This is a genomic window from Rheinheimera marina, assembly GCF_042654345.1.
GTDB lineage: Bacteria > Pseudomonadota > Gammaproteobacteria > Enterobacterales > Alteromonadaceae > Pararheinheimera > Pararheinheimera marina.
This window is the reverse complement of the sequence record NZ_JBHSGB010000013.1, coordinates 57,710-83,910: the sequence shown is the minus strand read 5'-3', so window position 1 is coordinate 83,910 and position 26,201 is coordinate 57,710. Positions and strand designations below refer to the sequence as shown.

Here is a 26,201-nt window from a genome sequence, read left to right as displayed (position 1 = left end):
TTGTATAAAACTGCTTATCTGACGGGCTTTGCTTTTAAGAGTGGCTTTAGCTTGCTGCCAAAGCCTGCGCTAAATCGGCAATCAGGTCGTCAGCATCTTCCACCCCGATACTCAGGCGGACTAAGTTGTCACTGACATTGGCACGTTCCCGGTCTGCCGCTGTCATGGCGGCATGGGTGGTGCTGGCCGGATGGCAGGCCAGGCTTTCCACGTCACCTAAACTGACCGCCTGAGCAAACAGCTGCAACTGATTAAGGAACTTGGCGCAGCGGGCAAAACCACCTTCCAGTTCAATCGCCACCATGCCACCAAAACCTGTGGCTGTCTCTGCTACCGCCTGGTGGCCCGGGTGACTGCTATGGCCTGGGTAATACACTTTCGCCACAGCTGGGTGAGCCGCCAAAAAGTCGGCCACTTTGCGGGCGTTGGCGCAATGCGCATCCATGCGCAGTGGCAGGGTTTTCACGCCACGTTGCAGTAAGTAGGCTTCCTGCGGGCCTATCGGCGAGCCAATATGCTTCAGTGCTACAGTACGAACCTTTTGCATCAGCTCAGTGCGTCCGGCCACTACACCGGCAATGATATCGCCATGACCAGACAGGTATTTGGTGCCGCTGTGCATCACCAGGTCGGCGCCAAGCGCCAATGGCTGAGATAAATAAGGCGTCAGAAAGGTGTTGTCGCAGACCACCAAGGCGCCCACTTTGCGGGCTGCTTCCACCACAATACGGGGGTCAATCACCTTCAGCGTTGGGTTGGTGACAGGTTCAAACAACACCAGTTTGGTGTTGGCTTTCACCCGGTTGGCGAAGTCCTGATCGCTGCTGTAGCGGCTCAGGCTAATACCGGCTCGGGTTAAGGTATTGCGTAAAAAGGCGTCGGTACCGCCGTAGACCGGGTCAATAAAGGCGACTTCATCACCGGCATCCAGCAGGGCATACATAATGGCACTGACGGCGGCCATACCGCTGGCGACCACCAGCGCTTCATCGGCGCCTTCCAGTGCCGCCAGTTTTTGCTCCAGCGCGGCTGTAGTCGGGTTAGCAAAACGGCTGTAGATATAACCCGGGTTCTGGCCAGCAAAACGGGCCTGACCTTCTTCAGCGGTGCCGTAACTAAAGGTGCTGGTAAAATACACCGGCGTGGCTAAGGCGCCAGTGCTTGGGTCAGATCGCTGACCTGCATGGACGGATAACGTTTTAAATTTCATAACTGACCTTGTATCAAGCCGCCGCAGCGGCTGTTTGTATCTGTTGCACTTGACGCTGCGGCTGTGCTGACGGGCGTGTCGCCTTCCGCAACTACTTATGACTTGGGTCTCTCTATATTGCCTTCGCCTGGGTGTAATGGGCTGCAGCCACATCGGGGTGCGAGCGTAATCTGCCTTTTAGCACATTCTGACCTACCTGATAAAACAACGGGTTATTTGGATCGCTGGCCGGACCTTTGGCTTCGGCAGCTAAATGTGACGGCAGAGCCAGCAAAGGCACGGTCGCATCCAGTTGGGCGGCCATAAAGAAAGCACAGGAAAAACGCTCAGTTCCCGCCGCCGGGCTGACCACCCTGTGCATAGTGGCTTTTAAATAGCCATTCGATGCCAGTTCCAGTAACTCACCAATATTCACTACAAAAGCACCGGGCAATGGGGCGACCGACACCCAGCCTTGCTCGGTTTCTACTTCCAGGCCGCTGTGCTCGTCTTGCAGCACCAGGGTCAGGTAGCCAGGGTCCTTGTGTGCGCCTACGCCTTGTTTGCTGCCTTGAGTTTGACCCGGGTAACGGATCAGTTTCATATGGGTGTATGGCCCCTGGCTGATAGTGCTGTCGAGCGCCTCAGCCGGTTGCTGCAGTGCCCGCATTAAAGCCCGCATCAGCTTGACGGTAATGTCGGACAGGCTGTGTTGCCAGCTGAGTAATTCGCTGCGTAGCTCGGGCACCGCTTGTGGCCATTGGTTCGGGCCAATCAGCCCTTGCCAGTCCGGGCTTTGTGCTGTGGTGAGCGGCCTTGGTTGCTCGGCCATAATGTCAAACTGTTCACGAATATCTGGCGCGCCTCGGGTCAGTTCGGCCTGCAGGCCGCTGTAACCGCGGAAATGTGGCGATTTCACCATTTGCACCTGCAGTTTGTCGGCCAGTGGTAAAGCAAAAAATGTTTTCGCCAGTGCCAGGATCTGTTGTTGTCTGGCTTCGGTCTGGCCGTGTCCGGTCAGGTAAAAGAACCCAACATCGCGCGCGGCGACACGCAGCTGCTGGATAAATTGTTGTTGCTCAGCGGCGCAGCCGTCCAGCAGGCTCAGGTCCAGTACCGGTAATGCGGTTTTGCCTGAAGCTGGAAATGGCTGCTGTTGAGTGGTCGATTGCAACATAGGTACCTCTGCGTACAAAAAGCCTGTAGGGCGAATGGCGCGCATTCTAGGCAGTGCTTATGCAGTAATTAACTAATGCTTTCGTATGTTTTAGATACTTTGGTAATAAACGGATGGCTGGATAGTTAGCTGTCTTTTGGTATAAAAGTCTGAATATCTAAAACTTTATGGAATATAAGGACGGTATTTTTGATTGGTCAATTTAACCATTTGATTTTATTTAGTTAAATCACGAGTGGTCGCGTTACTGATTGGTTGTAACGAAATAAGTACTTTAATTTTTAAGAACTGAACGTTCTAAGTAAGGCGAAAAAGAAGAGGCAGCCGTGTTGGCTGCCTCAGTAGGGAACTGCTATCAAGCGATCAGGATAAAGCCGACAAACGCTACGCTGGCAGCAATCAGGCAGTACGGCAGCTGAGTCACCGCGTGCGAGACCAGATTACAACCAGAGCCCTGGGCCGCCAGTACAGTGGAGTCACTGTAGAAGCAGGCCTGGCTGCCAAAAGACGCGGCCGACAGCAAGGCGCCAATCACCAATGGAATGTGGGCTTCGACTGCGTACGCCAGTGGCATTACGATAGGAATTGATACCGCGAAAATACCCCAGCTGGAGCCTGTGGCAAACGAAAGGACCGCCATGGCCAGAAACACGATCGCTGGCAGCATCTGCGCTGTCATGTAAGGCGTCAGGTTTTCAATCACGTACTGTGGCAACAGCAGCTTGTCGCAGACATCTTTAAATACAAAGGCCGCAATCACAGTGCCAATGGCGGGCAGCATGGTTTTAAAACCATTCATCATCACGTCCATCATTTCGGCCAGTGGCATCAGACGCTGATAGCCATAAAACAGCATGGTCAGCACCAGCGTCACCAGCAGGCCTTTCAGTACGTCGATGTCGAAGAAGATGGTAAAGCCAATCAGCATTAACATAGGTACCAGGAAATTCGACAGCTTGCCTTGTTTGCTGGCCTGTTCGAATTCTTCTTCAATGGCATGCACCGCGTATTGGTCGCCAGCTGGCACTTCAGGGTGATGCAGTGCAGCTGTATTGTGCTGAGTGCCGGCCTGAAGAGGAGCCGTGTCGCTATCCATCGCCATACCATTTTGAGCAGCCAGTTCGGCTTTTTTCATCGGGCCAATGGCCGGCATGATTTTCAGCGCAACCAGCATCACCAGTAATACGGCCAGCCAGGGATACAACATGTAAGGAATAGCTGCGGTATAGACGTGAATGCCTTCACCGGCTTCGGCAACTTTGTTGTTCTCCAGCAAACCACCAAAGAAAATAGCCCAGGTGGAAATCGGGATAATGACGCAAATAGGGGCGGCAGTGGAGTCCACAATATAGGCCAGCATCTGGCGGGACACTTTGTAACGGTCCGTCACCCGTTTCATCGCTTCACCCACCGACAGCGCATTCAGATAATCATCAATAAAAATGATGCAGCCCAGCACAAAGGTCATAAACAGCGAAGAACGTGGGCCTGTTGCCAGTTTGGACGCAGAACGGCCAAACGCCAAGGCACCGCCGGTGTGGATCAGCAGGCCAATCAAGGAGCCAAAACCACCACAGACTAAAATCAGCCAGCCGATGGTTTCGTCTTGCATCACGCTGGTGGATATGGAAGAAAAGGTATCAATTAACTCAAGAGGCTGAGTCGGGTACAGCATAAATAAACCTGCGACTGCACCTATGATCAAAGCGAGGATCGGACGCTTGAGCCACACTGCAACCGCCATCACCACCAGAGGTGGGATTAAACTAATGGCACTTGGTGAATCCATTAAAGGGTTCCTTCACAAAGCCTGGCATTGCCAGAAAAGTAAAAAGCCAACCACTGCAAGAAAGGGGCAGCGGAGTGTTTGGTTTAGCTGCCAGAGCCCGGGCCTGAATGGGACTGCTTATACTGCAATTTCTTCAGAACAGGTTACACAACAGAATCAAATTACCGTAGGTAAATTTAGCGGCGCAATAATAACAAAATTTCATCTGCGCACAATCGGCAACAGGGCTTTTCAGCAGGCGTTCAGGTGGCCACTCTCAGACTGAGGAAAACAAAGAGGTTCAGATGAAAAAAGGCGTGGTCGCTGTGGTGCTTGGTCTGCTGTTCAGCAGTTTATTGGGTTGTGCATCAGTACAGATGGAGGTGCAGGTTGCAGACGATATTCCGCCAACCGATTGTTACCCTATCAGCTCTTTTTAAACCGCAGTGTGGAGGGGGCAGAGATGGCAGCGCTTTAGCACTGCCATGATTGGAACAAGCCGGTTTAGGCTTTTGGCGTCGCCAGTTCCATTTTTGCCAGTAAGTCGGCATTGAAACTCAGTTTCACGGTTTTGTTACTGATATCCTGAGTTTTCGCCAGCTCAACCAATGTCGGGTAGCTGGTCGCCAGCACAGACAAGTCATAGCTCCAGACTTCTGTCTGTTCTACGGTTTCTTTGCTCGCTGGTGCGCCAATTTTCTCTTCGACTGCAGCTTTGGTGGTTTTGCCTTCTTCCAGGCCCAATGCTTTACGTACGGCACTGTCCAGCAGTGCGGTCTGAGCACTTTGCTGAGTGTCTTTCAGTGCGCCACCTGCGACATCTTTAACCGATTTCAGCCAGTCAGCCTGAGCGGCAGCTGTGGTCAGAGTCAGGGCGAGCAGAGCGAATTTTAATTTCATAACCTTTTCCTTTGGATTTACGCAGAGCCTGTCTGGCGCAGTAGCCATGGCAACAGACCTGTCAACACCTTGCACCTACAAGGCGCGCGCATGCTAGCTTAGTTTTTGTTTTGTTAAAAATAAGTTGCGACAGGTAAAGCAGAAAGCGGGGTCAGTGTTCAGACTGACCCCGGCAGGGGACTTAAAGTGAAGCGATTTCCGCTTGCTGAGCCTGCAGCTTGGTAATAGCCGCTTCGGCGTCTGCCAACTTCTCACGCTCTTTGGCCAGAACGGCTTCCGGCGCTTTGGCCACAAAGCCTTCGTTGGCCAGTTTAGCGGCCACGCGGTCGCGCTCTTGCTGCTGTTTTTCCAGCGCCTTAGCAATACGTGCCAGCTCGGCTTCTTTGTCAATCAGGCCGGCCATTGGGATCAGAATATCCATCGCGCCTAACAGCTGAGTGGCACTGGCTGGTGCTGTGGTGCCAGCGGCAAGCACAGTAATGCTTTCCAGTTTGGCCAGGTTCAGTAGCAGGGCTTCGTTGGCGGCCAGGCGACGGCTGTCGTCGGCGGACAAGTTACGCAGCAGTACCGGCAGTGGTTTGGTCGGTGCAATGTCCATTTCGCCACGTACCACCCGAATGGCCAGAATAAAATTCTTCACCCACTCAATGTCGGCTTCAACCACGGCGTTGCTCATGCTGGTGTCAGCCTGCGGGTAGGCCTGGTTCATAATGCTTTGCTCAGCGCTGTAATCGGTGCGGGCCAGTGGCGCCACTTTGTGCCAGATTTCTTCAGTGATAAACGGCATCAATGGGTGCATCAGGCGCAGCAGGCTTTCCAGTACCTGCACCAGGGTGCGGCGGGTGCCACGTTGCTGCGCTTCGTCGCCTTTAAACAACACAGGTTTGGTCAGTTCCAGGTACCAGTCACAGAACTGGTTCCAGGTGAACTCATACAGCGTGTTGGCGGCCAGGTCGAAACGGTAGTTGTCCAGATGTTGGCGGAAAGTGGCGACGCAGTCGTTGTAGGCAGATAGGATCCACTGATCCGCCAGTGACAGCGTCACGGCACTGCCGTTGTTGCCATCGACAGCCAGACCGCAGTCTTTGCCGTCGGTCATCATCATCACATAGCGGCTGGCGTTCCATAACTTGTTCACAAAGTTACGGTAACCTTCCAGACGTTTCATATCCCAGTTGATATCACGGCCGGTAGACGCCAGTGCGGCCAGAGTGAAGCGCAGCGCGTCTGTGCCTGAAGCTTCAATGCCATCCGGGAATTGCTTTTTGGTCTGGTTGGCAATTTTCTGCGCCAGTTGTGGCTGCATCATATTGCTGGTGCGTTTGGCCAGCAGGTCGTCCAGGCTGATGCCGTCAATCATGTCCAGCGGGTCAATCACGTTGCCCTTGGATTTTGACATCTTGTCGCCGTTTTCATCGCGGATAAGGCCGGTGACATACACCGTCTTAAACGGCACTTGCGGCTTGCCGTCTTCATCTTTAATGAAGTGCATCGTCATCATAATCATCCGGGCTACCCAGAAGAAAATAATGTCAAAACCTGTCACCAGCACGTCTGTTGGGTGGAAGGTTTTTAAATCCAGCGTTTCTTCAGGCCAGCCCAGCGTAGAGAAGGTCCACAGTGCAGAGCTGAACCAGGTGTCCAGCACGTCGTTGTCCTGACGCAGCGTCACGCTGTCGGCCAGTGCGTGCTTGGCGCGTACTTCGGCTTCGTTACGGCCCACGTACACTTTGCCTTCGTTGTCGTACCAGGCCGGAATACGGTGGCCCCACCACAGCTGACGGCTGATACACCAGTCCTGAATATCACGCATCCAGCTGAAGTACATGTTTTCATACTGCTTAGGCACAAACTGAATGTCGCCGTTTTCTACCGCTTCAATGGCAGTTTTCGCCAGTGGGGCAACCCGCACATACCATTGGTCGGTCAGTAATGGCTCAATCACCACGCCCGAACGGTCACCGTACGGCAGGGTATTGTTAATTTCTTCAATTTTTTCCAGTAAGCCTGCCGCATCAAAGGCTGCCACAATGGCTTTGCGGGCGGCGAAACGGTCCAGCCCCTGGTATTCGGCCGGAATAGGAGCGGACAGCGCGCTGTTTTCTTCGCCATTGCAGAAGAAGCATTCGCCTTCAGTGCGAATAGTCGCGTCTGGCGTCATCACGTTGATCATTGGCAACTGATGACGTTTACCCACTTCGTAGTCGTTAAAGTCGTGCGCCGGGGTGATTTTTACGCAGCCTGAGCCTTTTTCTTTGTCGGCATGCTCGTCGGCAACAATAGGAATACGGCGGTTCACCAGTGGTAACTGGATAAACTTGCCAATCAGCGACTGATAACGCTCGTCGTCCGGGTTCACCGCCACACCGGTGTCACCCAGCATGGTTTCCGGGCGTGTAGTGGCGACCACAATGTAGTCTTTGCCATCGGCGGTTTTTGCGCCATCGGCCAGTGGATACCGCAGGTGCCAGAACGAGCCTTTCTGCTCTTTGTTCTCAACTTCCAGATCAGAAATCGCGGTATGCAGTTTCGGGTCCCAGTTCACCAGGCGTTTGCCACGGTAAATCAGGTCATCCTGATACAGGCGGACGAACACTTCCTGTACGGCATTCGACAGGCCGTCATCCATGGTAAAACGTTCTTTATCCCAGTCGACTGAGTTGCCCAGGCGGCGCATTTGCGACGTGATGGTGCCACCGGACTCGGCTTTCCATTGCCAGACTTTTTCAATGAACTTGTCACGGCCCAGCTCATGACGGCCTGGTTGGCCTTCAGCCGCCAGTTTGCGTTCGACCACCATTTGCGTGGCAATACCCGCGTGGTCAGTACCGACCTGCCACAGGGTGTTTTTACCCTGCATGCGTTGATAACGGGTCAGCGCGTCCATAATGGTTTGCTGGAAAGCATGGCCCATATGCAGGCTACCCGTCACGTTCGGTGGCGGGATCATGATGCAATAAGCGCCGTTGCTGTTGTCGTATGAAGGCTTGAAATAGCCCTGGCTTTCCCAGGCCTGATACATAGCCTGTTCGATGCTACTGGGGTTAAACGTCTTTTCCATTGTCTCTACACCTGTCGGCAGCGTTACAGCTGCACTGTCTGCGGGGTCTGGCCCGCTTGTCGATAGATCTTAAATTTTTCCCGCGCCAGTTGTTTACCAGCGTCATCATTAGGAACAAATTCAATTACTTGCTGATAACGGGCGGCGAAAGGCGGCACATTATCGGATAAATTCACCAGCACAGCTCGGCTACTGCGGGGCGGCTGAGCGCTGATTTCCACCGGAGCTCCCCGTGACGGGCCTTCGCCAGCCAGGTTATGCGGTACAAAGCGGTCCGGATCAAAGCGCCATAATACCTCATCCAGCTGTTCGGCGTCGGCCTGATTTTGGCAGAACACGAAAACCCACTGGTTTTGCCGGTACAGGTCAGCACATAGCTGGGCCGCCTGAATAAAACGAGCTGGCGCGTCGGCCAGCTCGGATTGGTGTGCTGCTGCCTGTTCAGGCAGCAGATAAAAGGTCACAGTGGGCACTGTTAATCCTCTAGACCGGTACCAACCCGGTTGATTAAAAACTGCGTCAGCATTGCGACAGGACGGCCGGTTGAGCCTTTGTCTTTGCCGCCGCTGCGCCAGGCGGTGCCGGCAATATCCAGGTGCGCCCAGTTGTATTTGCGGGTAAAGCGTGACAGGAAACAGGCAGCGGTAATAGTACCGGCAGCGCGGCCTCCCAGGTTGCTGAAGTCGGCAAAAGGGCTTTCCAGCTGATCCTGATAATCATCCCACAGCGGTAAACGCCAGGCACGGTCACCAGACTGATCGGACGCGTTGAGCAGTTCATGCGCCAGCGGGTTGTGGTTACTCAAAAGGCCGGAGGCATGTTTACCCAGCGCGATGACACAAGCACCTGTTAAGGTCGCGACGTCAATCACCACATCCGGGTCAAAACGCTCCACATACGTCAGAGCGTCACACAGCACCAGGCGGCCTTCAGCGTCTGTATTCAGTACTTCCACGGTCTGGCCTGACATGGTGGTCAGGATATCGCCTGGACGATAAGCGCGGCCATCCGGCATATTTTCTGCGCCGGCCAATACGGCGACAATATTAATCGGCAGGTTCAGGCTGGCTGCTGCATGCACGGTGCCGAGCACAGAGGCCGCGCCGCACATGTCGTATTTCATTTCGTCCATGGCGTCGGACGGCTTAATGCTGATACCGCCGGTGTCAAAAGTCAGGCCTTTACCAACCAGCACTACAGGAGCGCTGTCGTTGCCGGCACCTTTGTAATGGATCACGGCCATTTTGGCTTCGTTTTCTGAGCCACGGGCGACGGCTAAATAGCTGTTCATGCCCAGCGCCGTCATCTCCGGCACCCCTAATACATCCACCGACACTTTGTCGGACAGGTTCGTCAACGCTTTGGCCTGATCGGCCAGATAAGCTGGTGTGCAGATGTTCGGTGGCATATTGGCCACGTCTTTGCTGGTTTTAATGCCAGCAGCCACAGCCAGGCCGTGTTCCACGGCTTTTTCGCCTATGGTCAGGTCGCGGCGGGTCGGCACGTTAAACACGATTTTGCGCAGAGGACGACGGGTTTCGTCTTTGCGGCTTTTTAGTTTGTCGAATACATACAGGCAATCTTGGGTGGTTTCCACCGCGTGACGCACTTTCCAATACGTGTCACGGCCTTTGACATGCAATTCAGACAGGAAACACACCGCTTCCATTGAGCCAGTTTCATTCAGGGTGCTGATAGTTTTGGCAATAATCTGGCGGTACTGGCGTTCGTCCAGTTCACGTTCTTTACCACAACCGACCAGTAACACGCGCTCACTCAGTACATTGGGTACATGGTGCAACAACAGCATCTGGCCAGGTTTGCCTTCCAAATCGCCACGGCGTAACAGATTGCTGATGTAGCCTTCACTGATTTTATCCAGCTGTTCGGCAACGGCAGATAACCGGCGCGGTTCGTACACACCGACCACAATGCAAGCACTGCGTTGTTTTTCCGGACTTCCGCTTTTTACGCTGAACTCCATGTTCACTCCTGATTCTAAGTACGCCAGAACGTGCGTGATGCCGTTCTGGCTAAAGGTGAAAATTTATCCGTGCCTAACAAAAAAGCTCGGATTTATTGCCACTTTAGTCAATAATAATTGCTATAAATATGCAGTTTACTGAAAAATTGCCAGTGTTCCAGCAAAAAAGACAGGTTTCAGGGGGCATTTTTGATTGTTTTTCGTTATCTGATTGGTGAAGTGTTCAAAAGCCAGTTAGCTGTTTTCCTGATCCTGATCACCATCATCATGAGCCAGCGCTTCGTGAAAATTCTGGCCGACGCGTCAGAGGGCGAGCTTCCGGGTCAGTTGGTGCTGACCATTTTATCTCTGAAATTACCCCAGCTTGCGGTATTAATTTTGCCATTAAGTGCATTTTTGGGCGTTTTAATCGCTTATGGCCGGATTTACGCCGATAGCGAAATGACAGTCTTGCACGCCACCGGCATCAGTGAATGGTATATCACCCGCCTGACGTTAGTGCTGAGTGTGCTAATGGCGCTGACGTCTGGCTTTTTAACGCTGTATTTAAGCCCATGGGCGATGGAGCGTGAATACCAGATTATGGAAAAAGCCGAAGCCGATTCCGGCTTGTCTACCTTAATCCCCGGCCGTTTCCAGCAAACCTCCAACGAAAAAGCCGTGGTTTTTGTGCATGACATCAGCCGTGAAGGCGGTGGCCTGCAACGGGTGTTTCTGGCGCAAAACGGTGCCAGAGCTGAAGATGGCAGTTCCATTGTGTATGCCGAATCCGGCCAGGTGAAAGAAGATGCCAATGGTGCTCAGACACTGGTACTGGACAAAGGCCGCCGTTACTCCGGCAATAACAGCTCGCCGGCTTTTGAAGTGGTGGAGTTCGACAGTTACCAAATTCAGATCCGTGAGCAGGAAGTTGAGCAGAAGCGGCGGAAAATCAGCAGTCTGCAAACCAACGAGTTAATGAAGCAAGGCGGACCAGAAGCGGCAGCTGAGCTGCATTGGCGGCTGGCCATTCCGTTATCCATTCCTATTCTGATGTTAATCGCCGTGCCGCTGGCCAAGGTGAATCCACGGCAGGGTAAGTTTGGCCGGCTGTTACCGGCGCTGGCGCTTTATTTGTTCTATTACATTCTGCTGATTGCCGCCCGTTCGGCATTGGAAGATGGCAAGTTGCCACAGGGGCTTGGCATGTGGTGGATCCACGCGCTGGGGCTGGCCTTTGGCACGCTGCTGTTGGTGAAACACCGTTCCGCAGGCCAGAAGATTAAGGCGTTACTGACGCGGCGGGGGGCTCATGTTTAAGATCCTCGACCTGTACATAGGCCGCACTATTTTCACCACCACGCTGCTTAGTACTGCAGTGCTGGTGATCCTGTCCGGTATGTTCCGTTTTATCGACCAGATCAAACAGGTTGGCCGAGGCGACTACGACATGCTGGCGGCTGGCCTGTTTACCCTGTTCAGTACCCCCGGCGATTTGGTGATGTTCTTCCCGATGGCGGCGCTGATTGGTGGCCTGATTGGCCTGGGCATGCTGGCCAGCAACAGTGAGCTGGTGGTAATGCAGGCTGCGGGTTTGTCGCGGCTGAACATTATTATGTCGGTGATGAAAACGGCACTGCTGCTGATGGCGCTGATTATGCTGGTAGGCGAGTGGGGGGCACCGACCGCTGAAAAAGCAGCCCGTGAGCTGCGCACCAAAGCGATCTCCGGTGGTGACTTAATCTCAGCCCGGCAGGGCGTCTGGGCCAAAGACGGTGACCATTTTATTAATATCCGCCAGGTGGATGACTTCGGTAACCTGACCGACCTGACCATTTACGAGTTTGACGACGAGTTGAAACTGCAGGCTATTGTCAGCGCCAAAGCGGCGACTTACATCAGCAATGCCTGGCGTCTGACCGACGTCAGCCGCCTGAATTTTCGGGACGACAAAGTAGAAAAACACCAGTGGCAGGAACAGCGCTGGCGCTCCACCTTAACGCCGGACAAGTTAGGTGTGGTGACGGTGAAACCTGAGCTGTTGTCGATTAATGGTTTGTCGGCTTATATCGAATACCTGGCCAGTAACCAGCAAGACAGCAGCCGGTTTGAGCTGGCCTACTGGCGTAAAGCCACCCAGCCATTGACCATAGTCGCGATGTTGCTGGTGGCCTTGTCCTTTATTTTTGGCCCGTTGCGTAGCGTGACTATGGCCGCCCGGGTACTGATGGGTATTCTGACCGGCTTCGCGTTTTATATGACAGACCAGGTGTTTGGCCCTGCAGCTTTGGTGTATCAGCTGCCTCCTATTTTGGGCGCCGTGCTGCCCAGCCTGCTGTTTATTGCCATAGCTTTGTACTTAATGCAGAAGAAATAACGCATTCAGTACCCGCAGGTGTAAAAAAGGCAGCTTAAGCTGCCTTTTTTATTTGTTAATCAACGGATTATTTTGCGTTGTGGTGCAGGTTTAAATCTTTGCTTTGCTCTTTGGTCAGCTTGACCACTATGGTGCCTGCCAGCTGGTCTTGCAGCGCCAGCCCTTTGCCCCAACGCAACCAGACCCATAAATTACCCAGGCCAAACAACGCGGTGATTAACCGCAGCGCACCCTGTTTCAGGCTGATCGCATTGCCATCTGGCTGGATCAGCAAAATGCGCCAGGCGCGCATACCAATGGTCTGGCCGCCTTTCACCCAGAAATACAGATAAAACCAGCCAATGATCGCCAGGCAATACAGCTGGAACCACAGCGGATGCTTCTGGATAAACTCAGCCTCATCCTGATAGGCCGCTAAAGAGATTAAACCCGCTTTATCCAGCAGCGCGACCACCGCCAGCGCCAGACCCATTGCCAGCATCAACAACGCGGTCAGCGCAAGGGTGTCATACACAATGGCGGCCAGGCGCCGGAACAGCCCGGCACGGGGGTTGTCCTGATACATAATGAAGTCCATTCAGCACAAAATTGCGCTAAGTGTATCATGGCGCTTTATTTTTTTTAAAGCTGGTGCAATTTTGCGCAGTCGATGCTCTGTGACAGATTTTTTGCTTGCGACATCCATTCGCCTTTGTATAATGCAAGGCGTTTACTGCTACAAATTCCTCTCAATGCCTGGGTGGCGAAATCGGTAGACGCAGCGGATTCAAAATGCAAAGCGTCTGAGAAAGTGGTAGACATAACTCATTGAAACGTCTACAGTTCATGAGTTATTAAAAGTGCGGATCTCTTGCAAAGATTTGCAAAGTTTTAGAGCATGTCCCCTATGCCTAGGTGGCGAAATCGGTAGACGCAGCGGATTCAAAATCCGCCGGGGGAAACTCCGTGTCGGTTCGAGTCCGACCCTAGGCACCAATAAAATCAATAATTTATTTAATAAATTCTCAATCATTATCTAATTTTTTGCTGTATTCATAGCATCTAAATAAATCATTTCTTCATTGTTATTCTGCTCCCTTAAGCTGTTGTTTTTTACATAGAACTCATCAATCGGCAAATCCTTAACCTAACCAGCTATACCGCATTGGCTCCGGCCGACCAGCGACCATTGTTGGCTCTTAGTTTGCTTAGTGATTGATCTTGCACTTCTGTCTGATTTCAAATTGCGAAGTGTGTGATATGCGCATAATATGCATCTAATGCGTTCTGGTTGGAGATTACAATGAACATCACCTTAGGTACTGAGTTTGAAAAACGTATTCAGGAAAAGGTGGCATCTGGCATGTACACCTCTGCCAGCGAAGTGATCCGTGACGGACTGCGCTTACTGTTCGAAAAAGACATGTTAAAGCAGCAACAATTGGACGTTTTACGCCAGGAAGTAGCGAAAGGTTTTGAACAATTATCTGCGGGTGAGCAGTCGTCAAAAAGTGCGTTGGATATTTTTGATGAAGTAAACCGGAGCATACATGGCCAAGGAGCTGTGTAGTTACCTGCTCTCGAGGCTGGCCGAAGCGGACCTTCGTGAAATCTCTGCAACAACGATTACCAACTGGGGCGTCGCAAAGGCCAGAGCCTACTTAAAAAGCCTGGACAAAACCATGCTGGCACTTGCACAAAACCCAGACTTAGGCCGAGAGCGAAGTGAGGTCTATGCCGGCGCTCGTAGTTTCCCATCCGGCAAGCATGTCATTTTCTACCGCACTGCCGCACAAGGTGTAATAGAAATAGCGCGTGTACTGCATCAGCGTATGGATGTGTTGAGTCTGTTAAGCGACGAGTTCTAACCTATCTAAAATTCTGAGACGAAGCATGGCATTTAGCGAGTTTGAGCAATTCCGCATTGAAAAGGCGATTGATGCCTTTATGAAACAACGTCGGCCACGGCCAGACATCCGGCATCAGTTTGATTTATCGGCCAGGATAGAGCGGCAGAGTCTGGTGCTGTATGAGGTGCGTCCGGACTGGCAGGATAAAACAGAAATCCACGAATACCCATTTGCGAAGCTGACCTATGTGCGGACCCGGAACTGCTGGAATATCTTTTGGATGCGCGCCAACCTGAAATGTTACGGCTATGAGCCTGAGCCGTCAGTACGGACTATCGACGAAGCACTGCAAATTGTTGCGGAAGACAAGTTCGCTTGCTTTTTCGGTTAATAAAGCTTATGCAGTCTGCATGTTAATTTCAGAAACACTTAGATTTGTGCACGTTAATCACAAGTCAGCTGAAAATGTGCTTACACAGGCGTAAAGAGTCAGGAAAAAACACTTTAACAACTATGAAAGTGCGAAACTGATAATTGTCTGGAAACTCAGGTCGATTCAGCCAGCTGGTTACTGGCTGTTCGCACCTCTCTGCTTGCTCAGTCAGGAATGCGGGCTATAACCTTAATCTCAAAGTCGAAGCCTGCCAGCCAGGTGACTCCTACGGCTGTCCAGTTTGGATAAGGTGGGCTACCAAAGATCTTTTGTTTTACCTTCATAATGGTCCCGAATTGATGTTCTGGATCTGTATGAAAGGTGGTGACATCGACAATATCAGCAAAACTACAGCCCGCAGCAGCCAAAGTAGCTTTGAGGTTCTCAAACGCCAACTCCACCTGTAGCTCGAAATCTGCTTCAGCACTACCGTCGGAATGGCAGCCTACCTGACCGGAAACAAATAACAGGTCGCCTGAGCGAATTGCGGCTGAATATTGATGCTCTTCATAAAGTGCATGTTTGTTGGCTGGAAAAACAGCTTCCCTTTTCGACATGATATGGCTCTCTTTGTTAAGGCTCAATGGGCTATGAAACTGTGCAGTATGTGCAGTAGCACTACGCAATCCGGATAGTTTCAATGGAGCTGTATGTTGAATTAGTTTAACATACGCCGCGTATGTAGAATATTTCACATACGCAACGTATGTCAAGTCACATACATTGCGTATGTGAAAGGAGTGTAGAATGAGTACCCGTTTAATGAAGATGGCGGAAAACCGTGAGAAGCTGATAGCAGCGGCCAGAAAGGCATTTGCTGAACAGGGCTACGCTAGCGCGTCTATGGACAGCTTAACTGCTCAAGCCGGGTTAACCCGTGGTGCGCTGTATCACAACTTTGGCGACAAACGTGGCTTGTTTGCGGCGGTAGTCGACCAAATTGATTCTGAAATGGCTGAATATGCAAAGTGTATCGGGGCCAAAGCCAGTGATGCATGGTCAGGTTTATTGGCTGAGGGAGCCGCCTATATAGAGAAAGCTCTGGACCCTGAAGTGCGGCGTATCGTATTGCTGGATGGCCCTTCTGTACTGGGGGACCCGACGCAGTGGCCAAGTCAGAATAAATGCCTGCAATCTACCAAGAGTATCATTGAGAAATTGATTGAAACTGGCACAGTTAAACCGGTCGACGCTGAAGTTGCAGCTATGTTGTTAAATGGTGCCGCTTTAAATGCTGCACTTTGGCTGGCGTCCAGTGCAAATCCTCAGGTATTGCTGCCAAAAACGCTGGAGGCATTTAATTTGCTGGCTTCAGGTTTTCTGGTGAAGGGATGAATACCGGCGCGCAAGACCGTTTTTTCTGTATTTGAATTTGACATGAGAGGTATCGCCAGATCGCAAACAGATCCGTGAACTTGCCCATTCTGTTAAGTCCATTCGTCTGATTGTGGTGTGAAGAGAGAGTGTCAAAAATCTGTGTAAGTGGCATTCAAACTATGTATTTGAAAGGACTTAAGAATGCCAGTATCAGACCCGCTTATCGACCCCTGGTTAACGGCTGCGGGGCAATCTGCACGGCTGGCGGGTGGAAGCTGATGCGCAGCGTGCGGTTCGGGCAGCAACGTGAAGCGCAGAGCAGCATAAGTAAGCTGCCTGTCGGGGGCAGTGCCTGAGCACATTCGTCTCAGGCACCGGACAAAAGGGGCTGTCCAATTCGTCAGGCAACCTTAAACTGCGCAGCCATTTGTTGCAGCTCGGTGCCCGGCCGGCTTAAATCTGCGCTGGCCAAAGCGGTTTGTTCGCTGGCAATGCTCGATTGTTCTGCCACGTCCCGGATACTGAAAATACTGCGGTTAATTTGTTCTGCAACAGTGGCCTGCTGCAAGGCTGCTGCGGCAATTTGTTGGTTCATCGACTGAATGCTGCCGACAGCCCTGGTGATTGCTGTAATGGCTTCACCAGCGTTGTCGGCAGAGCCCAGGGTCTGTTCGGCCAGGTCTGAACTTCGTTGCATGGTCGAAACGGCCGCTTCCGCTTTGTGTTGCAAGGAACTGATCAGTTGTTCAATCTGGCCTGTGGATTCCTGAGTACGGAATGCCAGCGCCCGCACTTCTTCGGCCACTACGGAAAAGCCGCGCCCGGCTTCACCCGCTCTTGCTGCTTCAATAGCGGCGTTCAGCGCCAGCAGATTGGTCTGGTCAGCCACGTTTTTAATCACGTCCAACACAGCCCCAATGGTATTGCTTTGGTCCTTCAATTCAACAATAGCTTGAACCGAGGTGGTGACTTCGTGCGCCAGTGCTTTGATTTGCTGAGTGGTCTGTTGCACCACAGTCGTGCCTTGGCTTGCCTGTTGCGCTGACTCAGTGGCATAGCTGGAGGCTTGTTCAGCGTTTTGTGCCACGTCCTGCACAGTGGTGGCCATTTCGTTCATTGCGGTGGCTACCTGCTCAGTTTCTTCTTTTTGCTGGCGGACACCGGCTGAGTTTTGCTCTGAAATTGCCGCCATCTCCTCTGTCGCGGCAGCCAGCTGGGTTATGCCTGTGGAGAGGTGCTCAATTAAGGTTCGCAGGTTCATACTCATTTTCTGCATGGAGCGCATCAGTTGGCCCGGCTCATCCAGGCGGTTGGTGGGCAAATTAGCGGTTAAATCACCCGTGGCAATATTCTCTGCCACCTTGACCACTTGCTGAATTGGGCTGACCACCATTTGAGTGATCACCAGGGCGGCCATAACACCAATCAGCAGAGCCGCCAGCGCGCAGGCGATGATGAGCTGTTCTTTGGCTTTGACCTCAGCCCTCATGGTATCCAACTGACGTTCAACCGATTGAGTGCCCGCCTGATCGGCGGCTCGGGCGGCCTTAGTCATTTGCGTTTCCAGGCCGTCCAGATTGGCCGTATCGCCCTGATTGACCACCTCTTTGATTCTTGTCAACAATTGCTGATAAGCGTCCAGCTCAGTTAGCAGCTCCCGAATCAGCTTGGCACTTTCTTCCGTGGTAAATAACGGCAAGCTTTCTTCTGCCTGTTGTTTGGCTTTGTTGCTCAGATCTTGGGCCGCCTGGTAATAGGTAATGTCCTTTCTTAATAAAAAGTTTTTTTCCTGTTGCCTGGCTTCGCTGATCAGTAAGTTGGCTGCGCTGACTTTTGTGGTTAATTCAAATCTTGCACTCAGACCTTCCAGAGACTGGTAACTCAATACAGAAATAAACACTAAAATGAGTAGCACCAGACCAAACCCACCGAGCAGTTTTATACGAATGCTTAAATTCTCTAAGGCTGTGTGCATAAGAGGTCTCCATTGAACTGATTGAAATTAGTTAACAAAGTTCTGGCCAATCCGGTGGGCCAAAACCTTGGTCAGGGGCAGAGCTATAAAGGTTAATTGGTTGAAAAACAGATGTTTAAATTCAATGGACAACTGTCAGGCTCTACGGCACGACAGTCATCAGTATTACGTTGGGCTGATCAGACATTCTGCTTAAGCATAAAAGAGACTGGTGCAACCAACCTGAGCTTTGGATGATTCAACAGATATCGGTCAGTCCATCCCTGCTATTACGTTGTTATCCGTCTGTTGGATCACTGGAAGCGAATAAACGACCCAAGAGTACTGTGGCAGGTAAAAAGGGACTGAACTGCGCCAGGTCAGAATGAACATCCATCATGTGTGATTTATGCAGTGCATGTGCGCACGGGCTATGGCTGCCTGAGCTTAAACATAACGTTATTCTGAGCTCCCTGGACTACTGTTTTGAAGGGCGCTGATCATCGCCTGCGCCAGTGGCGAGCTGCTGTTGCTTTTGGAGGTGATCAGCACCACTGGAATTTGGTAGCTGTATTTTTCCGGCTGAATGGCGCGAAACAGGCCTTTTTCTACCCAGTAACTGGCGTAATGCTCGGGCAGGTAGCCAATAAATTTGCCGGATAAAATCAGGTGGGCTATGCCTTCGTCGTGGTAGGCGCTGGCGCTGTTCTGATAGTTCAGACCGTCGTTACGGATTTCTTTATCGCGCATATAGTTGCTGGTAATCACTTCCGCCTGCGCCAGCAATTTACTGCTGTCTTTGGCGGCACAGTCAAACAGCGGGTGGCCGCTGGCACAATACAGGTAGTTGGTTTCCGGGTGCAGTGGCTGGTAATGCAGGCCACGAATATGATGACGGCTGACGCCTATTCCCACCAATGAGCGGCCATTGGCCACGGCAGTTTCTACTTCGCGCGCTTCACAGACATGGATATCAAACTGCAGGTTACTGCTTTTGTTTTTCAGCGCCGCTATGGCTTTGGCCACACCACAACGCGGGTCGCTAATCAGGGTGTCCACTATCGCAATAGTGACCCGGCCAGACAACGTATGCTTCGAGCCTGCCACTGTGGCGGCAAAGGTGTCGCACTGCTGCAGAAGTTGCAAGGACGCCTGGTAAGTGACACGGCCGGCGTCGGTGAGCTCAAAGCCACTGCGGCCACGTTTACATAAGGTCATGCCTAAGCGAACTTCCAGATCGGACAAATGCGTGCTGATGGTGGAGCGGCCTATATTGAGCCGGGACTCGGCCGCCGATAAACCACCGCATTCCACTATGGTGGCGAAAATGCGCAATAAACGTAAATCAAGGTCCTGCACCTGCATCTGGGGTTCGCTTTTTTGTTCGGTAAATTCGGAATGAATGACGATTATTATGTATTTATAAAACAACAGCCGCAAGCTAGCATAAATCATCATTTGGTGTTGCACTCAGGCAATACGCCGCTTTTCGAGGAGTTGAAGATGGTATTTCACTACGGTATCGACCGTCTGGATTTAGACACAGTCAATGGCATTGCCAATGGCCGCATCCAAGCGCAGTTAAGTACTGCTGCTATTGCAAAAATTAACCAAAGCCGCAGTTGTGTCGATCAGATGGCGGCCTCCGACACGGCGATTTACGGCATCAATACCGGCTTTGGCCCGTTGTGCGACACCCAGATTTCTCCGGCTGAAACCGCCTTATTGCAGAAAAACCTGCTGATCACCCATGCAGTCGGTGTGGGCGAGCCTATTGCCAAAGCCATCTCCAAGCTGATGCTGATCACTAAAGTGCATGCACTGAGCCTGGGCTTTTCTGGTGTGCGGCTGGAAGTCGTTGAGCGCATGCTGAAATTTATTGAACTGGACCTGATCCCGGTGGTACCTGAGCAAGGCTCGGTTGGCGCGTCCGGTGACTTAGCGCCTTTATCGCATTTGTTCCTGCCACTGATTGGTGAAGGTGAATTCTGGGCGCCGGGTTCCACTTCAACCATCATTCCGGCAGCAGAAGCGCTGGCTAAGGCGGGTTTGGCAGTGCTGGAACTGCAAGCCAAAGAAGGTCTGGGCCTGATTAACGGCACCCAGTTTATTTTGTCGCACGGCATTACCGCTCTGACCAAAATGCAGTACCTGCTGAATTTAGCCGATGTGGCCGGTGCCATGAGTATTGAAGGTATGCAGGGCAGTGGCTCGCCGTTCCGTCCTGAACTGCATGAAATCCGCCCTTTCCCTGGCAATATTGAAGTGGCAGCCCGGATGCGCCGTTTGTTTAAAGACTCGCAAAATATGGCCTCGCACTTTGGTTGCGCCCGGGTGCAAGACCCTTATTCTTTGCGCTGTATTCCACAGGTGCATGGTGCGTCGCGTAATGCCTTTTACCACTTAAAAGACATGATTGAGATTGAGATGAACTCAGTCACCGACAACCCTATTGTGATCAGCAGTGAAGAAGCGTTGTCTGGTGGTGGCTTCCACGGTCAGCCTTTGGCCATGGTGCTGGATTACACCTCCATTGCCGCTGCTGAGCTTGGCAACATTTCCGACCGTCGTTGTTATTTACTGCTGGAAGGCCTGCATGGTTTACCGCGTCTGCTGACCAAAGCGGGTGGCTTAAACTCCGGCATGATGATCCCGCAATACACCACTGCAGCGCTGGTGACTGAAAATAAATCTTTGTGTTTCCCGCCATCCGCCGACAGCGTACCGACCTCAATGGGCCAGGAAGACCATGTGTCGATGGGCAGTATTTCCGGCCGTAAGCTGAACCAGATTTTAGGCAACCTGGAAAAAATTCTGGCCATTGAGCTGATGTATGCCGCGCAGGCTATTGAGTTCCGCCGTCCGAACCAATGCTCAGATTTAATCGAAACCAACTTCGCGTTAATCCGCAGCAAAGTGGCCAAGCTGGAAGAAGACCGGCTGTTAAAACCGGACATCGACGCCATGATTAAGCTGGTTCGCGACCAGGCCTTTACTGTGAATTTTGCGCTGAATGAAGGAGGCCAGTGATGACGTTTCAGGACCAGATTAAACAAGGTATTCCGGCCGAACTGCCAGCAGCCCGCCCTTATCCGGCGGATGCCAACAAAGCGCCCAAGCGCAAAGACAGTTTAACTACAGCGGAAAAGCAGCTGGCGGTGCGTAACGCGCTGCGTTATTTCCCGAAAGAGTGGCATGCAGAGTTGGCGGTCGAATTTGCCAAAGAGCTGCAGGATTTTGGCCGTATTTATATGTACCGCTTTAAACCTGAGTACGAGTTAAAAGCCCGCTCTATCAGTGATTACCCAGCCAAATGCCAGCAGGCGGCTGCAATTATGCTGATGATCGACAACAACCTGGACCCGGCTGTGGCGCAGCACCCTGAAGAGCTGATCACTTATGGTGGCAACGGAGCTGTGTTCCAGAACTGGGCGCAGTACCGCTTAACCATGAAGTACTTAAGCGAAATGGCCGAAGACCAGACGCTGCATATGTACTCGGGCCATCCGATGGGCTTATTCCCATCCTCAGTTGACGCACCACGGGTGGTGGTGACTAATGGCATGATGATCCCCAACTATTCCAAGCCGGAAGACTGGGAGCGCTTTAACGCATTGGGCGTGACGCAATACGGCCAGATGACCGCCGGCTCTTTTATGTACATTGGCCCGCAAGGCATAGTACACGGCACCACTATTACGGTGATGAATGCGTTTCGTAAAGTGCTGCAAAAGGGCGAAAGCCCGAAAGGAAAAATTTTCTTAACCGCTGGTTTAGGCGGTATGAGTGGCGCGCAGCCAAAGGCCGGTAACATTGCCAACTGCATTACCGTTTGTGCTGAAGTGAACCCGAAAGCGGCTATTAAACGCCACCAGCAAGGCTGGGTCGATGAGCTGGTGGATACTATGGACGCACTGATTGCCCGGGTAAAACAGGCTCAGACAAACAGCGAAGTGGTGTCTATCGCATACATTGGCAACGTGGTCGACGTATGGGAAGCCTTTGATGAGCAGGGTATTTTTGTTCACCTGGGTTCAGACCAGACCTCGCTGCATAACCCATGGTCAGGTGGTTATTACCCTGTTGGCATCAGCTATGACGAAGCCAACAGGTTAATCCGTGAAGAACCGGAGCTGTTTAAAACCAGGGTGCAGGGCACCCTGAAACGCCACGCCGCAGCGGTTAACAAACACACCGCAAAAGGCACCTATTTCTTCGACTACGGCAATGCATTTTTACTGGAAGCCTCCCGTGCCGGCGGCGATGTGATGGCGGACAACGGCATCGACTTTAAGTATCCGTCTTATGTGCAGGATATTCTGGGCCCTATGTGTTTTGACTATGGCTTTGGCCCGTTCCGCTGGGTCTGTACTTCAGGCAAGCCGGAAGACTTGGATAAAACCGACGCCATTGCGGCACAAGTGCTGAAAAAGATTATGCTGGAATCACCTGAAGAAATTCAGCAGCAGATGCAGGACAACATCAGCTGGATTCTGGACGCCAAACAAAACAAACTGGTGGTTGGCTCGCAGGCGCGCATTTTGTATGCCGACGCGCAGGGCCGTGCTGAAATTGCTACAGCCTTTAACGACGCTATTGCCCGCGGCGAAATTGGCCCTGTGGTGCTGGGTCGCGATCACCATGACGTGAGCGGCACCGATTCGCCGTTCCGTGAAACGTCCAACATTTATGATGGCAGCCGCTTTACTGCCGATATGGCCATTCATAACGTGATTGGTGACGGTTTCCGCGGCGCGACCTGGGTGTCTATTCACAATGGTGGTGGTGTCGGCTGGGGCGAAGTGATCAACGGTGGTTTTGGCATGTTGCTGGACGGCAGTTATGACGCCGAGCGCCGGTTAAAATCCATGCTGTTCTTTGATGTCAACAACGGCATTGCCCGTCGCAGCTGGGCGCGTAACAACGAAGCTGATTTTGCCATCCGCCGAGAAATGGTGCGTTCACCTAAACTGCAGGTGACACTGGCCAACCGGGTTGATGACGACATTATCAATCAGTTGTCCTTCTAACCACCACAGGCTAACTCATAGCGTTGAGCTGGCTCCCCCAAGGGCCGGCTCAGTGCTTTTCTCCTTGCCTGTGTTGACATTCCTGCCACTCTTTTGCTCAGACGTTTAAGCAAACAAAAAAACCACCGCAAGGGTGGTTTCTCTGCAAAGCTGCTGCTGATGCTGTTGCAAGCAACAGCTTCGGCAAATTAAGCGGCTTTAGTAGCTAAAGCTTTGACGTGCGCGTTTAAGCGAGACTTATGACGTGCAGCTTTGTTCTTGTGGATCAGGCCTTTTGCAGCCATACGATCCAGAACTGGAACCATCTTTTTGAACGCTTCCTGAGAAGCAGTTACATCAGAGGTTAATACTGCAGCGTAAGTTTTCTTGATGAAAGTACGCATCATTGAACGCTGACTGGCGTTTTGCTGACGACGCTTTTCAGATTGAATCGCGCGCTTCTTAGCAGACTTGATGTTAGCCAAGGTAACACTCCTAAAAACTAAACCGGGACTTTATTAAAGGCGGCATAATATGCCTATTTTATACTCCCTTGTCAAACCAAATTTCAGCTGTTTATCCGTCAATTGGACAGAACAGGCTGGTAATCCGGCGTGGCTCAGGTGAAAATGCCTGCACTCTACTACAGGGAGCCGTCTGTGTCAGGAAAATTATTAAAATCGGGCATGATTGTCAGCTTTATGACGCTGATTTCCCGGATCTTGGGTTTGGTGCGTGACGTGATTGTTGCCAACGTGCTGGGGGCAGGTGCTGCCGCAGACGTTTTTTTTATGGCCAACCGCATTCCTAATTTTTTGCGCCGTCTGTTTGCCGAAGGGGCCTTTTCACAGGCCTTTGTGCCGGTTTTGGCTGAAGTGAAAGAAAAGCATGGGGATGACGCAGTCCGGCTCTTGATTGCCAGAGCCAGCGGTACCTTGGGGCTGATCGTCACTGGAGTTACGTTGCTGGCGATGATTGGCTCGCCGGTGCTGATGATGTTGTTTGGCGCTGGCTGGTTTACTGCCTATCTCAATGGTGAGCCTGAAGGCGATAAATACCTGCAGGCGGCATTTCTACTGAAAATTACCTTTCCGTATTTATGGTTTATTACCTTTGTTGCACTGTCTGGTGCTGTGCTCAATACCTACAACCGTTTTGCGGTGGCAGCGTTCACACCGGTATTCTTAAATATCGCGATGATAGGCTCTGCGCTCTGGTTAGCGCCGCAAATGCAAAACCCGGCAGAAGCCATTGCCTGGGGCGTGTTTTTAGGTGGCCTGATCCAATTTTTGTTTCAGCTGCCGTTTTTGGCCAAAGCCGGACTCTTGGTACGGCCGCGCTGGGGTTGGTCTGACCCTTATGTGACGCGTATTCGTACCCTGATGATCCCTGCGTTATTTGGTGTTTCGGTCAGTCAGATTAACCTGCTGCTCGATGCCATTATCGCGTCTTTTCTGGTGACAGGTGCGGTCAGCTGGCTGTACTACTCAGACCGGCTGCTGGAATTTCCGTTAGGTTTGTTTGGCATTGCCATCGCGACTGTGATTTTGCCTGGGTTGTCGCGGCATTATGCGGCGGCGTCTGAAGCCGCCTTTCGCTACATGCTGGACTGGGCGGTGCGCTTTATCTGCTTGTTCGGTATTCCGTCCATGCTGGGGTTAATTGTGCTGGCGGAGCCCATTATCAGCACTGTGTTTATGCGTGGCGAGTTCAAAGCTGAGGATGTGCTGGCAACGTCCTACAGCCTGATGGCCTATTGCTCCGGTCTGGTCACATTGATGCTGATTAAAGTGCTGGCGCCGGCGTTTTACGCGCGGCAGGACATTAAAACACCGGTGCGCATTGCCATTATTGCAATGGTGGCCAATATGGCCTTTAACCTGATGCTGGCACCGTTTTTAAGTTATGTCGGTCTCGCTTTGGCTACCGCCATGTCCGGCACTTTAAACGCTGTGTTGCTGTACCGAGGGCTAAAGCAGCGCGGTATCTATCAGTTTAGCCGGAAGACCTGGGTTTTTATTGGCAAAGCCACAGGGGCTGGACTGGTGATGGCTGGCGCTTTGTACTGGCTGACCCCTGGACTGCAAAGCTGGATTTCACTGGGGCTGGCCCAGCAAACTCTGGACTTGGCCGGGCTCTTTGCCGTCGCTGTGCTGTCGTATTTTGCGGTGCTTTGGCTGCTGGGGGTCAGATTGAGCGATTTTAAACGCCAGACAACTGCTGAAAGCTGAGTCAGTTCTGGGTATAATCGGGCACTTTTCTGAGCAGTTGAGTTGAAAACCAAAGCCATGCAACTGATCCGCGGCTTACATAACATTTTGCCCAGCCACAAAGGTTGTGTTTTGACCATTGGCAATTTTGATGGTGTGCACCTGGGTCATCAGACGGTGCTGAACCAGTTAAAGCAGCATGCCGCCCGGCTACAGCTGCCTGCGGTGGTGATGGTGTTTGAGCCTCAGCCGCTGGAGTTGTTTGCGCCAGACAAAGCACCGGCCCGGCTGTGCCGCTTTCGTGAGAAATATCATTGGCTGGCGCAGCAGGGCATCGACCGTCTGCTCTGTGTCCGGTTTGATCGCGATTTTGCTGCGTTAGAACCTCAGAGTTTTATTCAGAATTTATTATTGGAACAGTTGGGTGTGCAGCATCTGATTGTCGGTGATGACTTTTGCTTTGGGAAAAACCGGGCTGGCAATTATGCCTTATTACAGCAGGCCGCCGCGGAGTTTGATTTTGGCCTGAGCAATACCCATAGCCTGATGTTAGAAGGTGAGCGTGTCAGTAGTACGCTGATCCGTCAGGTATTGGAGCAGGATAATTTAACTGCGGCAGCCCAGATGCTGGGGCGGCCTTTCTCATTGATGGGACGGGTACGACACGGCGAAAAAGTGGGCCGTCAATTAGGTTTTCCGACAGCCAACGTCTGGTTGTACCGCAAGAACCTGCCGGTGCGAGGCGTGTATGCCGTGGAAGCCGTCACGGCCACAGGTCGGTATAACGGTGTAGCCAATATTGGCTCCAGGCCAACCTTGCATGGCCGGAAAGAACAGCTGGAAGCGCATTTTTTTGATTTTTCTGGTGATTTATACGGCCAGCAAATTGAAGTGATTTTAAAACACAAGCTGCGCAGTGAACGAAAATTTGATTCACTGGACGCATTGCAGCAGCAAATTCGCCTTGACGCTGACCAGGCCAGGGCTTATTTCGCTGCCAACTGAATTTAAAGA

General features: G+C 52.0%; 23 protein-coding genes and 1 tRNA gene. 12 read left to right on the top strand and 12 right to left on the bottom strand.

Translation table 11 applies throughout. The features are described from left to right. Positions 1-46: 46 nt before the first annotated feature. The 3 genes from ACFO3I_RS14905 to ACFO3I_RS14895 form a co-directional block, all read right to left on the bottom strand. Entirely contained in the window at positions 47-1,210 is a 1,164-nt protein-coding gene (locus ACFO3I_RS14905; RefSeq protein WP_377335228.1) for a trans-sulfuration enzyme family protein, read from the bottom strand. Between the two features lie 112 nt (positions 1,211-1,322). Then, positions 1,323-2,366 (bottom strand): isopenicillin N synthase family dioxygenase, encoded by a 1,044-nt coding sequence (locus tag ACFO3I_RS14900; RefSeq protein ID WP_377335226.1) that lies wholly within the window; start codon positions 2,364-2,366, stop codon positions 1,323-1,325. Positions 2,367-2,721: 355 nt separating this feature from the next. Beyond that, entirely contained in the window at positions 2,722-4,155 is a 1,434-nt protein-coding gene (locus ACFO3I_RS14895) for a Na+/H+ antiporter NhaC family protein (protein ID WP_377335224.1), read from the bottom strand. A gap of 284 nt (positions 4,156-4,439) precedes the next feature. Between ACFO3I_RS14895 and ACFO3I_RS14890 the strand changes: the two genes are divergently transcribed. Then, positions 4,440-4,574: a hypothetical protein gene (locus ACFO3I_RS14890; protein ID WP_377335222.1), complete on the top strand. Its 135-nt coding sequence runs from the start codon at positions 4,440-4,442 to the stop codon at positions 4,572-4,574. 64 nt (positions 4,575-4,638) lie between these two features. Here ACFO3I_RS14890 and ACFO3I_RS14885 read toward each other — a convergent pair whose 3' ends face one another. The 4 genes from ACFO3I_RS14885 to pepA form a co-directional block, all read right to left on the bottom strand. Next, positions 4,639-5,034 carry a hypothetical protein gene (locus ACFO3I_RS14885; RefSeq protein WP_377335220.1) on the bottom strand — a complete coding sequence of 132 codons (396 nt, stop codon included), beginning with the start codon at positions 5,032-5,034 and terminating at the stop codon, positions 4,639-4,641. Positions 5,035-5,215: 181 nt separating this feature from the next. Then, positions 5,216-8,095: a valine--tRNA ligase gene (locus ACFO3I_RS14880; protein WP_377335218.1), complete on the bottom strand. Its 2,880-nt coding sequence runs from the start codon at positions 8,093-8,095 to the stop codon at positions 5,216-5,218. A 23-nt stretch (positions 8,096-8,118) separates the two neighbouring features. Next, positions 8,119-8,568, bottom strand: coding sequence for a DNA polymerase III subunit chi (locus ACFO3I_RS14875; RefSeq protein WP_377335216.1), 450 nt, complete (start codon positions 8,566-8,568; stop codon positions 8,119-8,121). Positions 8,569-8,570: 2 nt separating this feature from the next. Further along, on the bottom strand, positions 8,571-10,079 hold the full coding sequence (pepA, locus tag ACFO3I_RS14870; RefSeq protein WP_337881661.1) for a leucyl aminopeptidase: 1,509 nt from the start codon (positions 10,077-10,079) through the stop codon (positions 8,571-8,573). A gap of 189 nt (positions 10,080-10,268) precedes the next feature. Here pepA and lptF point away from each other — a divergent pair, with 189 nt between their 5' ends. Together lptF and lptG are read left to right on the top strand one after the other, a co-directional pair. After that, entirely contained in the window at positions 10,269-11,378 is a 1,110-nt protein-coding gene (lptF, locus tag ACFO3I_RS14865; RefSeq protein WP_377335214.1) for an LPS export ABC transporter permease LptF, read from the top strand. Then, positions 11,371-12,435 carry an LPS export ABC transporter permease LptG gene (gene lptG, locus ACFO3I_RS14860; RefSeq protein WP_377335212.1) on the top strand — a complete coding sequence of 355 codons (1,065 nt, stop codon included), beginning with the start codon at positions 11,371-11,373 and terminating at the stop codon, positions 12,433-12,435. Before lptF ends, lptG begins: the two co-directional genes overlap by 8 nt. A 67-nt stretch (positions 12,436-12,502) precedes the next feature. On the opposite strand, the gene ACFO3I_RS14855 is transcribed toward lptG, so the two are convergent. After that, positions 12,503-13,000, bottom strand: coding sequence for an RDD family protein (locus ACFO3I_RS14855; protein WP_377335210.1), 498 nt, complete (start codon positions 12,998-13,000; stop codon positions 12,503-12,505). Positions 13,001-13,323: 323 nt separating this feature from the next. Here ACFO3I_RS14855 and ACFO3I_RS14850 point away from each other — a divergent pair. The 4 genes from ACFO3I_RS14850 to ACFO3I_RS14835 all read left to right on the top strand — a co-directional run bounded on the left by ACFO3I_RS14850 (position 13,324) and on the right by ACFO3I_RS14835 (position 14,655). Beyond that, positions 13,324-13,410 (top strand) — tRNA-Leu (locus ACFO3I_RS14850). Between the two features lie 307 nt (positions 13,411-13,717). Continuing rightward, positions 13,718-13,984, top strand: coding sequence for a type II toxin-antitoxin system ParD family antitoxin (locus tag ACFO3I_RS14845; RefSeq protein ID WP_377335208.1), 267 nt, complete (start codon positions 13,718-13,720; stop codon positions 13,982-13,984). Continuing rightward, complete coding sequence (locus tag ACFO3I_RS14840; protein ID WP_377335206.1) at positions 13,965-14,282, top strand: type II toxin-antitoxin system RelE/ParE family toxin; 318 nt, start codon at positions 13,965-13,967, stop codon at positions 14,280-14,282. Before ACFO3I_RS14845 ends, ACFO3I_RS14840 begins: the two co-directional genes overlap by 20 nt. A gap of 25 nt (positions 14,283-14,307) precedes the next feature. Next, on the top strand, positions 14,308-14,655 hold the full coding sequence (locus ACFO3I_RS14835) for a DUF3024 domain-containing protein (protein WP_377335204.1): 348 nt from the start codon (positions 14,308-14,310) through the stop codon (positions 14,653-14,655). A gap of 206 nt (positions 14,656-14,861) precedes the next feature. Here ACFO3I_RS14835 and ACFO3I_RS14830 read toward each other — a convergent pair whose 3' ends face one another. Further along, the gene (locus tag ACFO3I_RS14830; protein ID WP_377335202.1) at positions 14,862-15,254 is read right to left on the bottom strand and encodes a RidA family protein; all 393 of its coding nucleotides are present in this window, start codon (positions 15,252-15,254) and stop codon (positions 14,862-14,864) included. 190 nt (positions 15,255-15,444) lie between these two features. Here ACFO3I_RS14830 and ACFO3I_RS14825 point away from each other — a divergent pair, with 190 nt between their 5' ends. Further along, positions 15,445-16,032, top strand: coding sequence for a TetR/AcrR family transcriptional regulator (locus ACFO3I_RS14825; RefSeq protein WP_337843682.1), 588 nt, complete (start codon positions 15,445-15,447; stop codon positions 16,030-16,032). Between the two features lie 382 nt (positions 16,033-16,414). On the opposite strand, the gene ACFO3I_RS14820 is transcribed toward ACFO3I_RS14825, so the two are convergent. Together ACFO3I_RS14820 and ACFO3I_RS14815 are read right to left on the bottom strand one after the other, a co-directional pair. Further along, entirely contained in the window at positions 16,415-17,989 is a 1,575-nt protein-coding gene (locus ACFO3I_RS14820; RefSeq protein ID WP_377335199.1) for a methyl-accepting chemotaxis protein, read from the bottom strand. 438 nt (positions 17,990-18,427) lie between these two features. Continuing rightward, on the bottom strand, positions 18,428-19,426 hold the full coding sequence (locus ACFO3I_RS14815) for a LysR family transcriptional regulator (RefSeq protein WP_377335197.1): 999 nt from the start codon (positions 19,424-19,426) through the stop codon (positions 18,428-18,430). A gap of 45 nt (positions 19,427-19,471) precedes the next feature. On the opposite strand from ACFO3I_RS14815, the gene hutH reads away from it, so the two are divergent. Together hutH and ACFO3I_RS14805 are read left to right on the top strand one after the other, a co-directional pair. Beyond that, positions 19,472-20,998 carry a histidine ammonia-lyase gene (gene hutH, locus ACFO3I_RS14810; RefSeq protein WP_377335195.1) on the top strand — a complete coding sequence of 509 codons (1,527 nt, stop codon included), beginning with the start codon at positions 19,472-19,474 and terminating at the stop codon, positions 20,996-20,998. Beyond that, on the top strand, positions 20,998-22,998 hold the full coding sequence (locus ACFO3I_RS14805) for a urocanate hydratase (protein ID WP_377335193.1): 2,001 nt from the start codon (positions 20,998-21,000) through the stop codon (positions 22,996-22,998). Before hutH ends, ACFO3I_RS14805 begins: the two co-directional genes overlap by 1 nt. A gap of 188 nt (positions 22,999-23,186) precedes the next feature. Here ACFO3I_RS14805 and rpsT read toward each other — a convergent pair whose 3' ends face one another. Further along, complete coding sequence (gene rpsT / locus ACFO3I_RS14800; protein WP_377335191.1) at positions 23,187-23,462, bottom strand: 30S ribosomal protein S20; 276 nt, start codon at positions 23,460-23,462, stop codon at positions 23,187-23,189. A 144-nt stretch (positions 23,463-23,606) separates the two neighbouring features. Here rpsT and murJ point away from each other — a divergent pair, with 144 nt between their 5' ends. Together murJ and ribF are read left to right on the top strand one after the other, a co-directional pair. Then, positions 23,607-25,208, top strand: coding sequence for a murein biosynthesis integral membrane protein MurJ (murJ, locus tag ACFO3I_RS14795; protein WP_377335270.1), 1,602 nt, complete (start codon positions 23,607-23,609; stop codon positions 25,206-25,208). A gap of 57 nt (positions 25,209-25,265) precedes the next feature. Then, complete coding sequence (gene ribF, locus ACFO3I_RS14790; RefSeq protein WP_377335268.1) at positions 25,266-26,192, top strand: bifunctional riboflavin kinase/FAD synthetase; 927 nt, start codon at positions 25,266-25,268, stop codon at positions 26,190-26,192. Positions 26,193-26,201 lie beyond the last annotated feature (9 nt).

Excerpts from the sequence above, each read along its gene's own strand:
- ACFO3I_RS14905 (WP_377335228.1), bottom strand. The coding sequence starts at position 1,210 with ATGAAATTTAAAACGTTATCCGTCCATGCAGGTCAGCGATCTGACCCA.
- ACFO3I_RS14900 (WP_377335226.1), bottom strand. The coding sequence starts at position 2,366 with ATGTTGCAATCGACCACTCAACAGCAGCCATTTCCAGCTTCAGGCAAA.
- ACFO3I_RS14895 (WP_377335224.1), bottom strand. The coding sequence starts at position 4,155 with ATGGATTCACCAAGTGCCATTAGTTTAATCCCACCTCTGGTGGTGATG.
- ACFO3I_RS14890 (WP_377335222.1), top strand. The coding sequence starts at position 4,440 with ATGAAAAAAGGCGTGGTCGCTGTGGTGCTTGGTCTGCTGTTCAGCAGT.
- ACFO3I_RS14885 (WP_377335220.1), bottom strand. The coding sequence starts at position 5,034 with ATGAAATTAAAATTCGCTCTGCTCGCCCTGACTCTGACCACAGCTGCC.
- ACFO3I_RS14880 (WP_377335218.1), bottom strand. The coding sequence starts at position 8,095 with ATGGAAAAGACGTTTAACCCCAGTAGCATCGAACAGGCTATGTATCAG.
- pepA (WP_337881661.1), bottom strand. The coding sequence starts at position 10,079 with ATGGAGTTCAGCGTAAAAAGCGGAAGTCCGGAAAAACAACGCAGTGCT.
- lptG (WP_377335212.1), top strand. The coding sequence starts at position 11,371 with ATGTTTAAGATCCTCGACCTGTACATAGGCCGCACTATTTTCACCACC.
- ACFO3I_RS14855 (WP_377335210.1), bottom strand. The coding sequence starts at position 13,000 with ATGTATCAGGACAACCCCCGTGCCGGGCTGTTCCGGCGCCTGGCCGCC.
- ACFO3I_RS14845 (WP_377335208.1), top strand. The coding sequence starts at position 13,718 with ATGAACATCACCTTAGGTACTGAGTTTGAAAAACGTATTCAGGAAAAG.
- ACFO3I_RS14840 (WP_377335206.1), top strand. The coding sequence starts at position 13,965 with ATGGCCAAGGAGCTGTGTAGTTACCTGCTCTCGAGGCTGGCCGAAGCG.
- ACFO3I_RS14835 (WP_377335204.1), top strand. The coding sequence starts at position 14,308 with ATGGCATTTAGCGAGTTTGAGCAATTCCGCATTGAAAAGGCGATTGAT.
- ACFO3I_RS14830 (WP_377335202.1), bottom strand. The coding sequence starts at position 15,254 with ATGTCGAAAAGGGAAGCTGTTTTTCCAGCCAACAAACATGCACTTTAT.
- ACFO3I_RS14825 (WP_337843682.1), top strand. The coding sequence starts at position 15,445 with ATGAGTACCCGTTTAATGAAGATGGCGGAAAACCGTGAGAAGCTGATA.
- ACFO3I_RS14820 (WP_377335199.1), bottom strand. The coding sequence starts at position 17,989 with ATGCACACAGCCTTAGAGAATTTAAGCATTCGTATAAAACTGCTCGGT.
- ACFO3I_RS14815 (WP_377335197.1), bottom strand. The coding sequence starts at position 19,426 with ATGATGATTTATGCTAGCTTGCGGCTGTTGTTTTATAAATACATAATA.
- hutH (WP_377335195.1), top strand. The coding sequence starts at position 19,472 with ATGGTATTTCACTACGGTATCGACCGTCTGGATTTAGACACAGTCAAT.
- ACFO3I_RS14805 (WP_377335193.1), top strand. The coding sequence starts at position 20,998 with ATGACGTTTCAGGACCAGATTAAACAAGGTATTCCGGCCGAACTGCCA.
- murJ (WP_377335270.1), top strand. The coding sequence starts at position 23,607 with ATGCCTGCACTCTACTACAGGGAGCCGTCTGTGTCAGGAAAATTATTA.
- ribF (WP_377335268.1), top strand. The coding sequence starts at position 25,266 with ATGCAACTGATCCGCGGCTTACATAACATTTTGCCCAGCCACAAAGGT.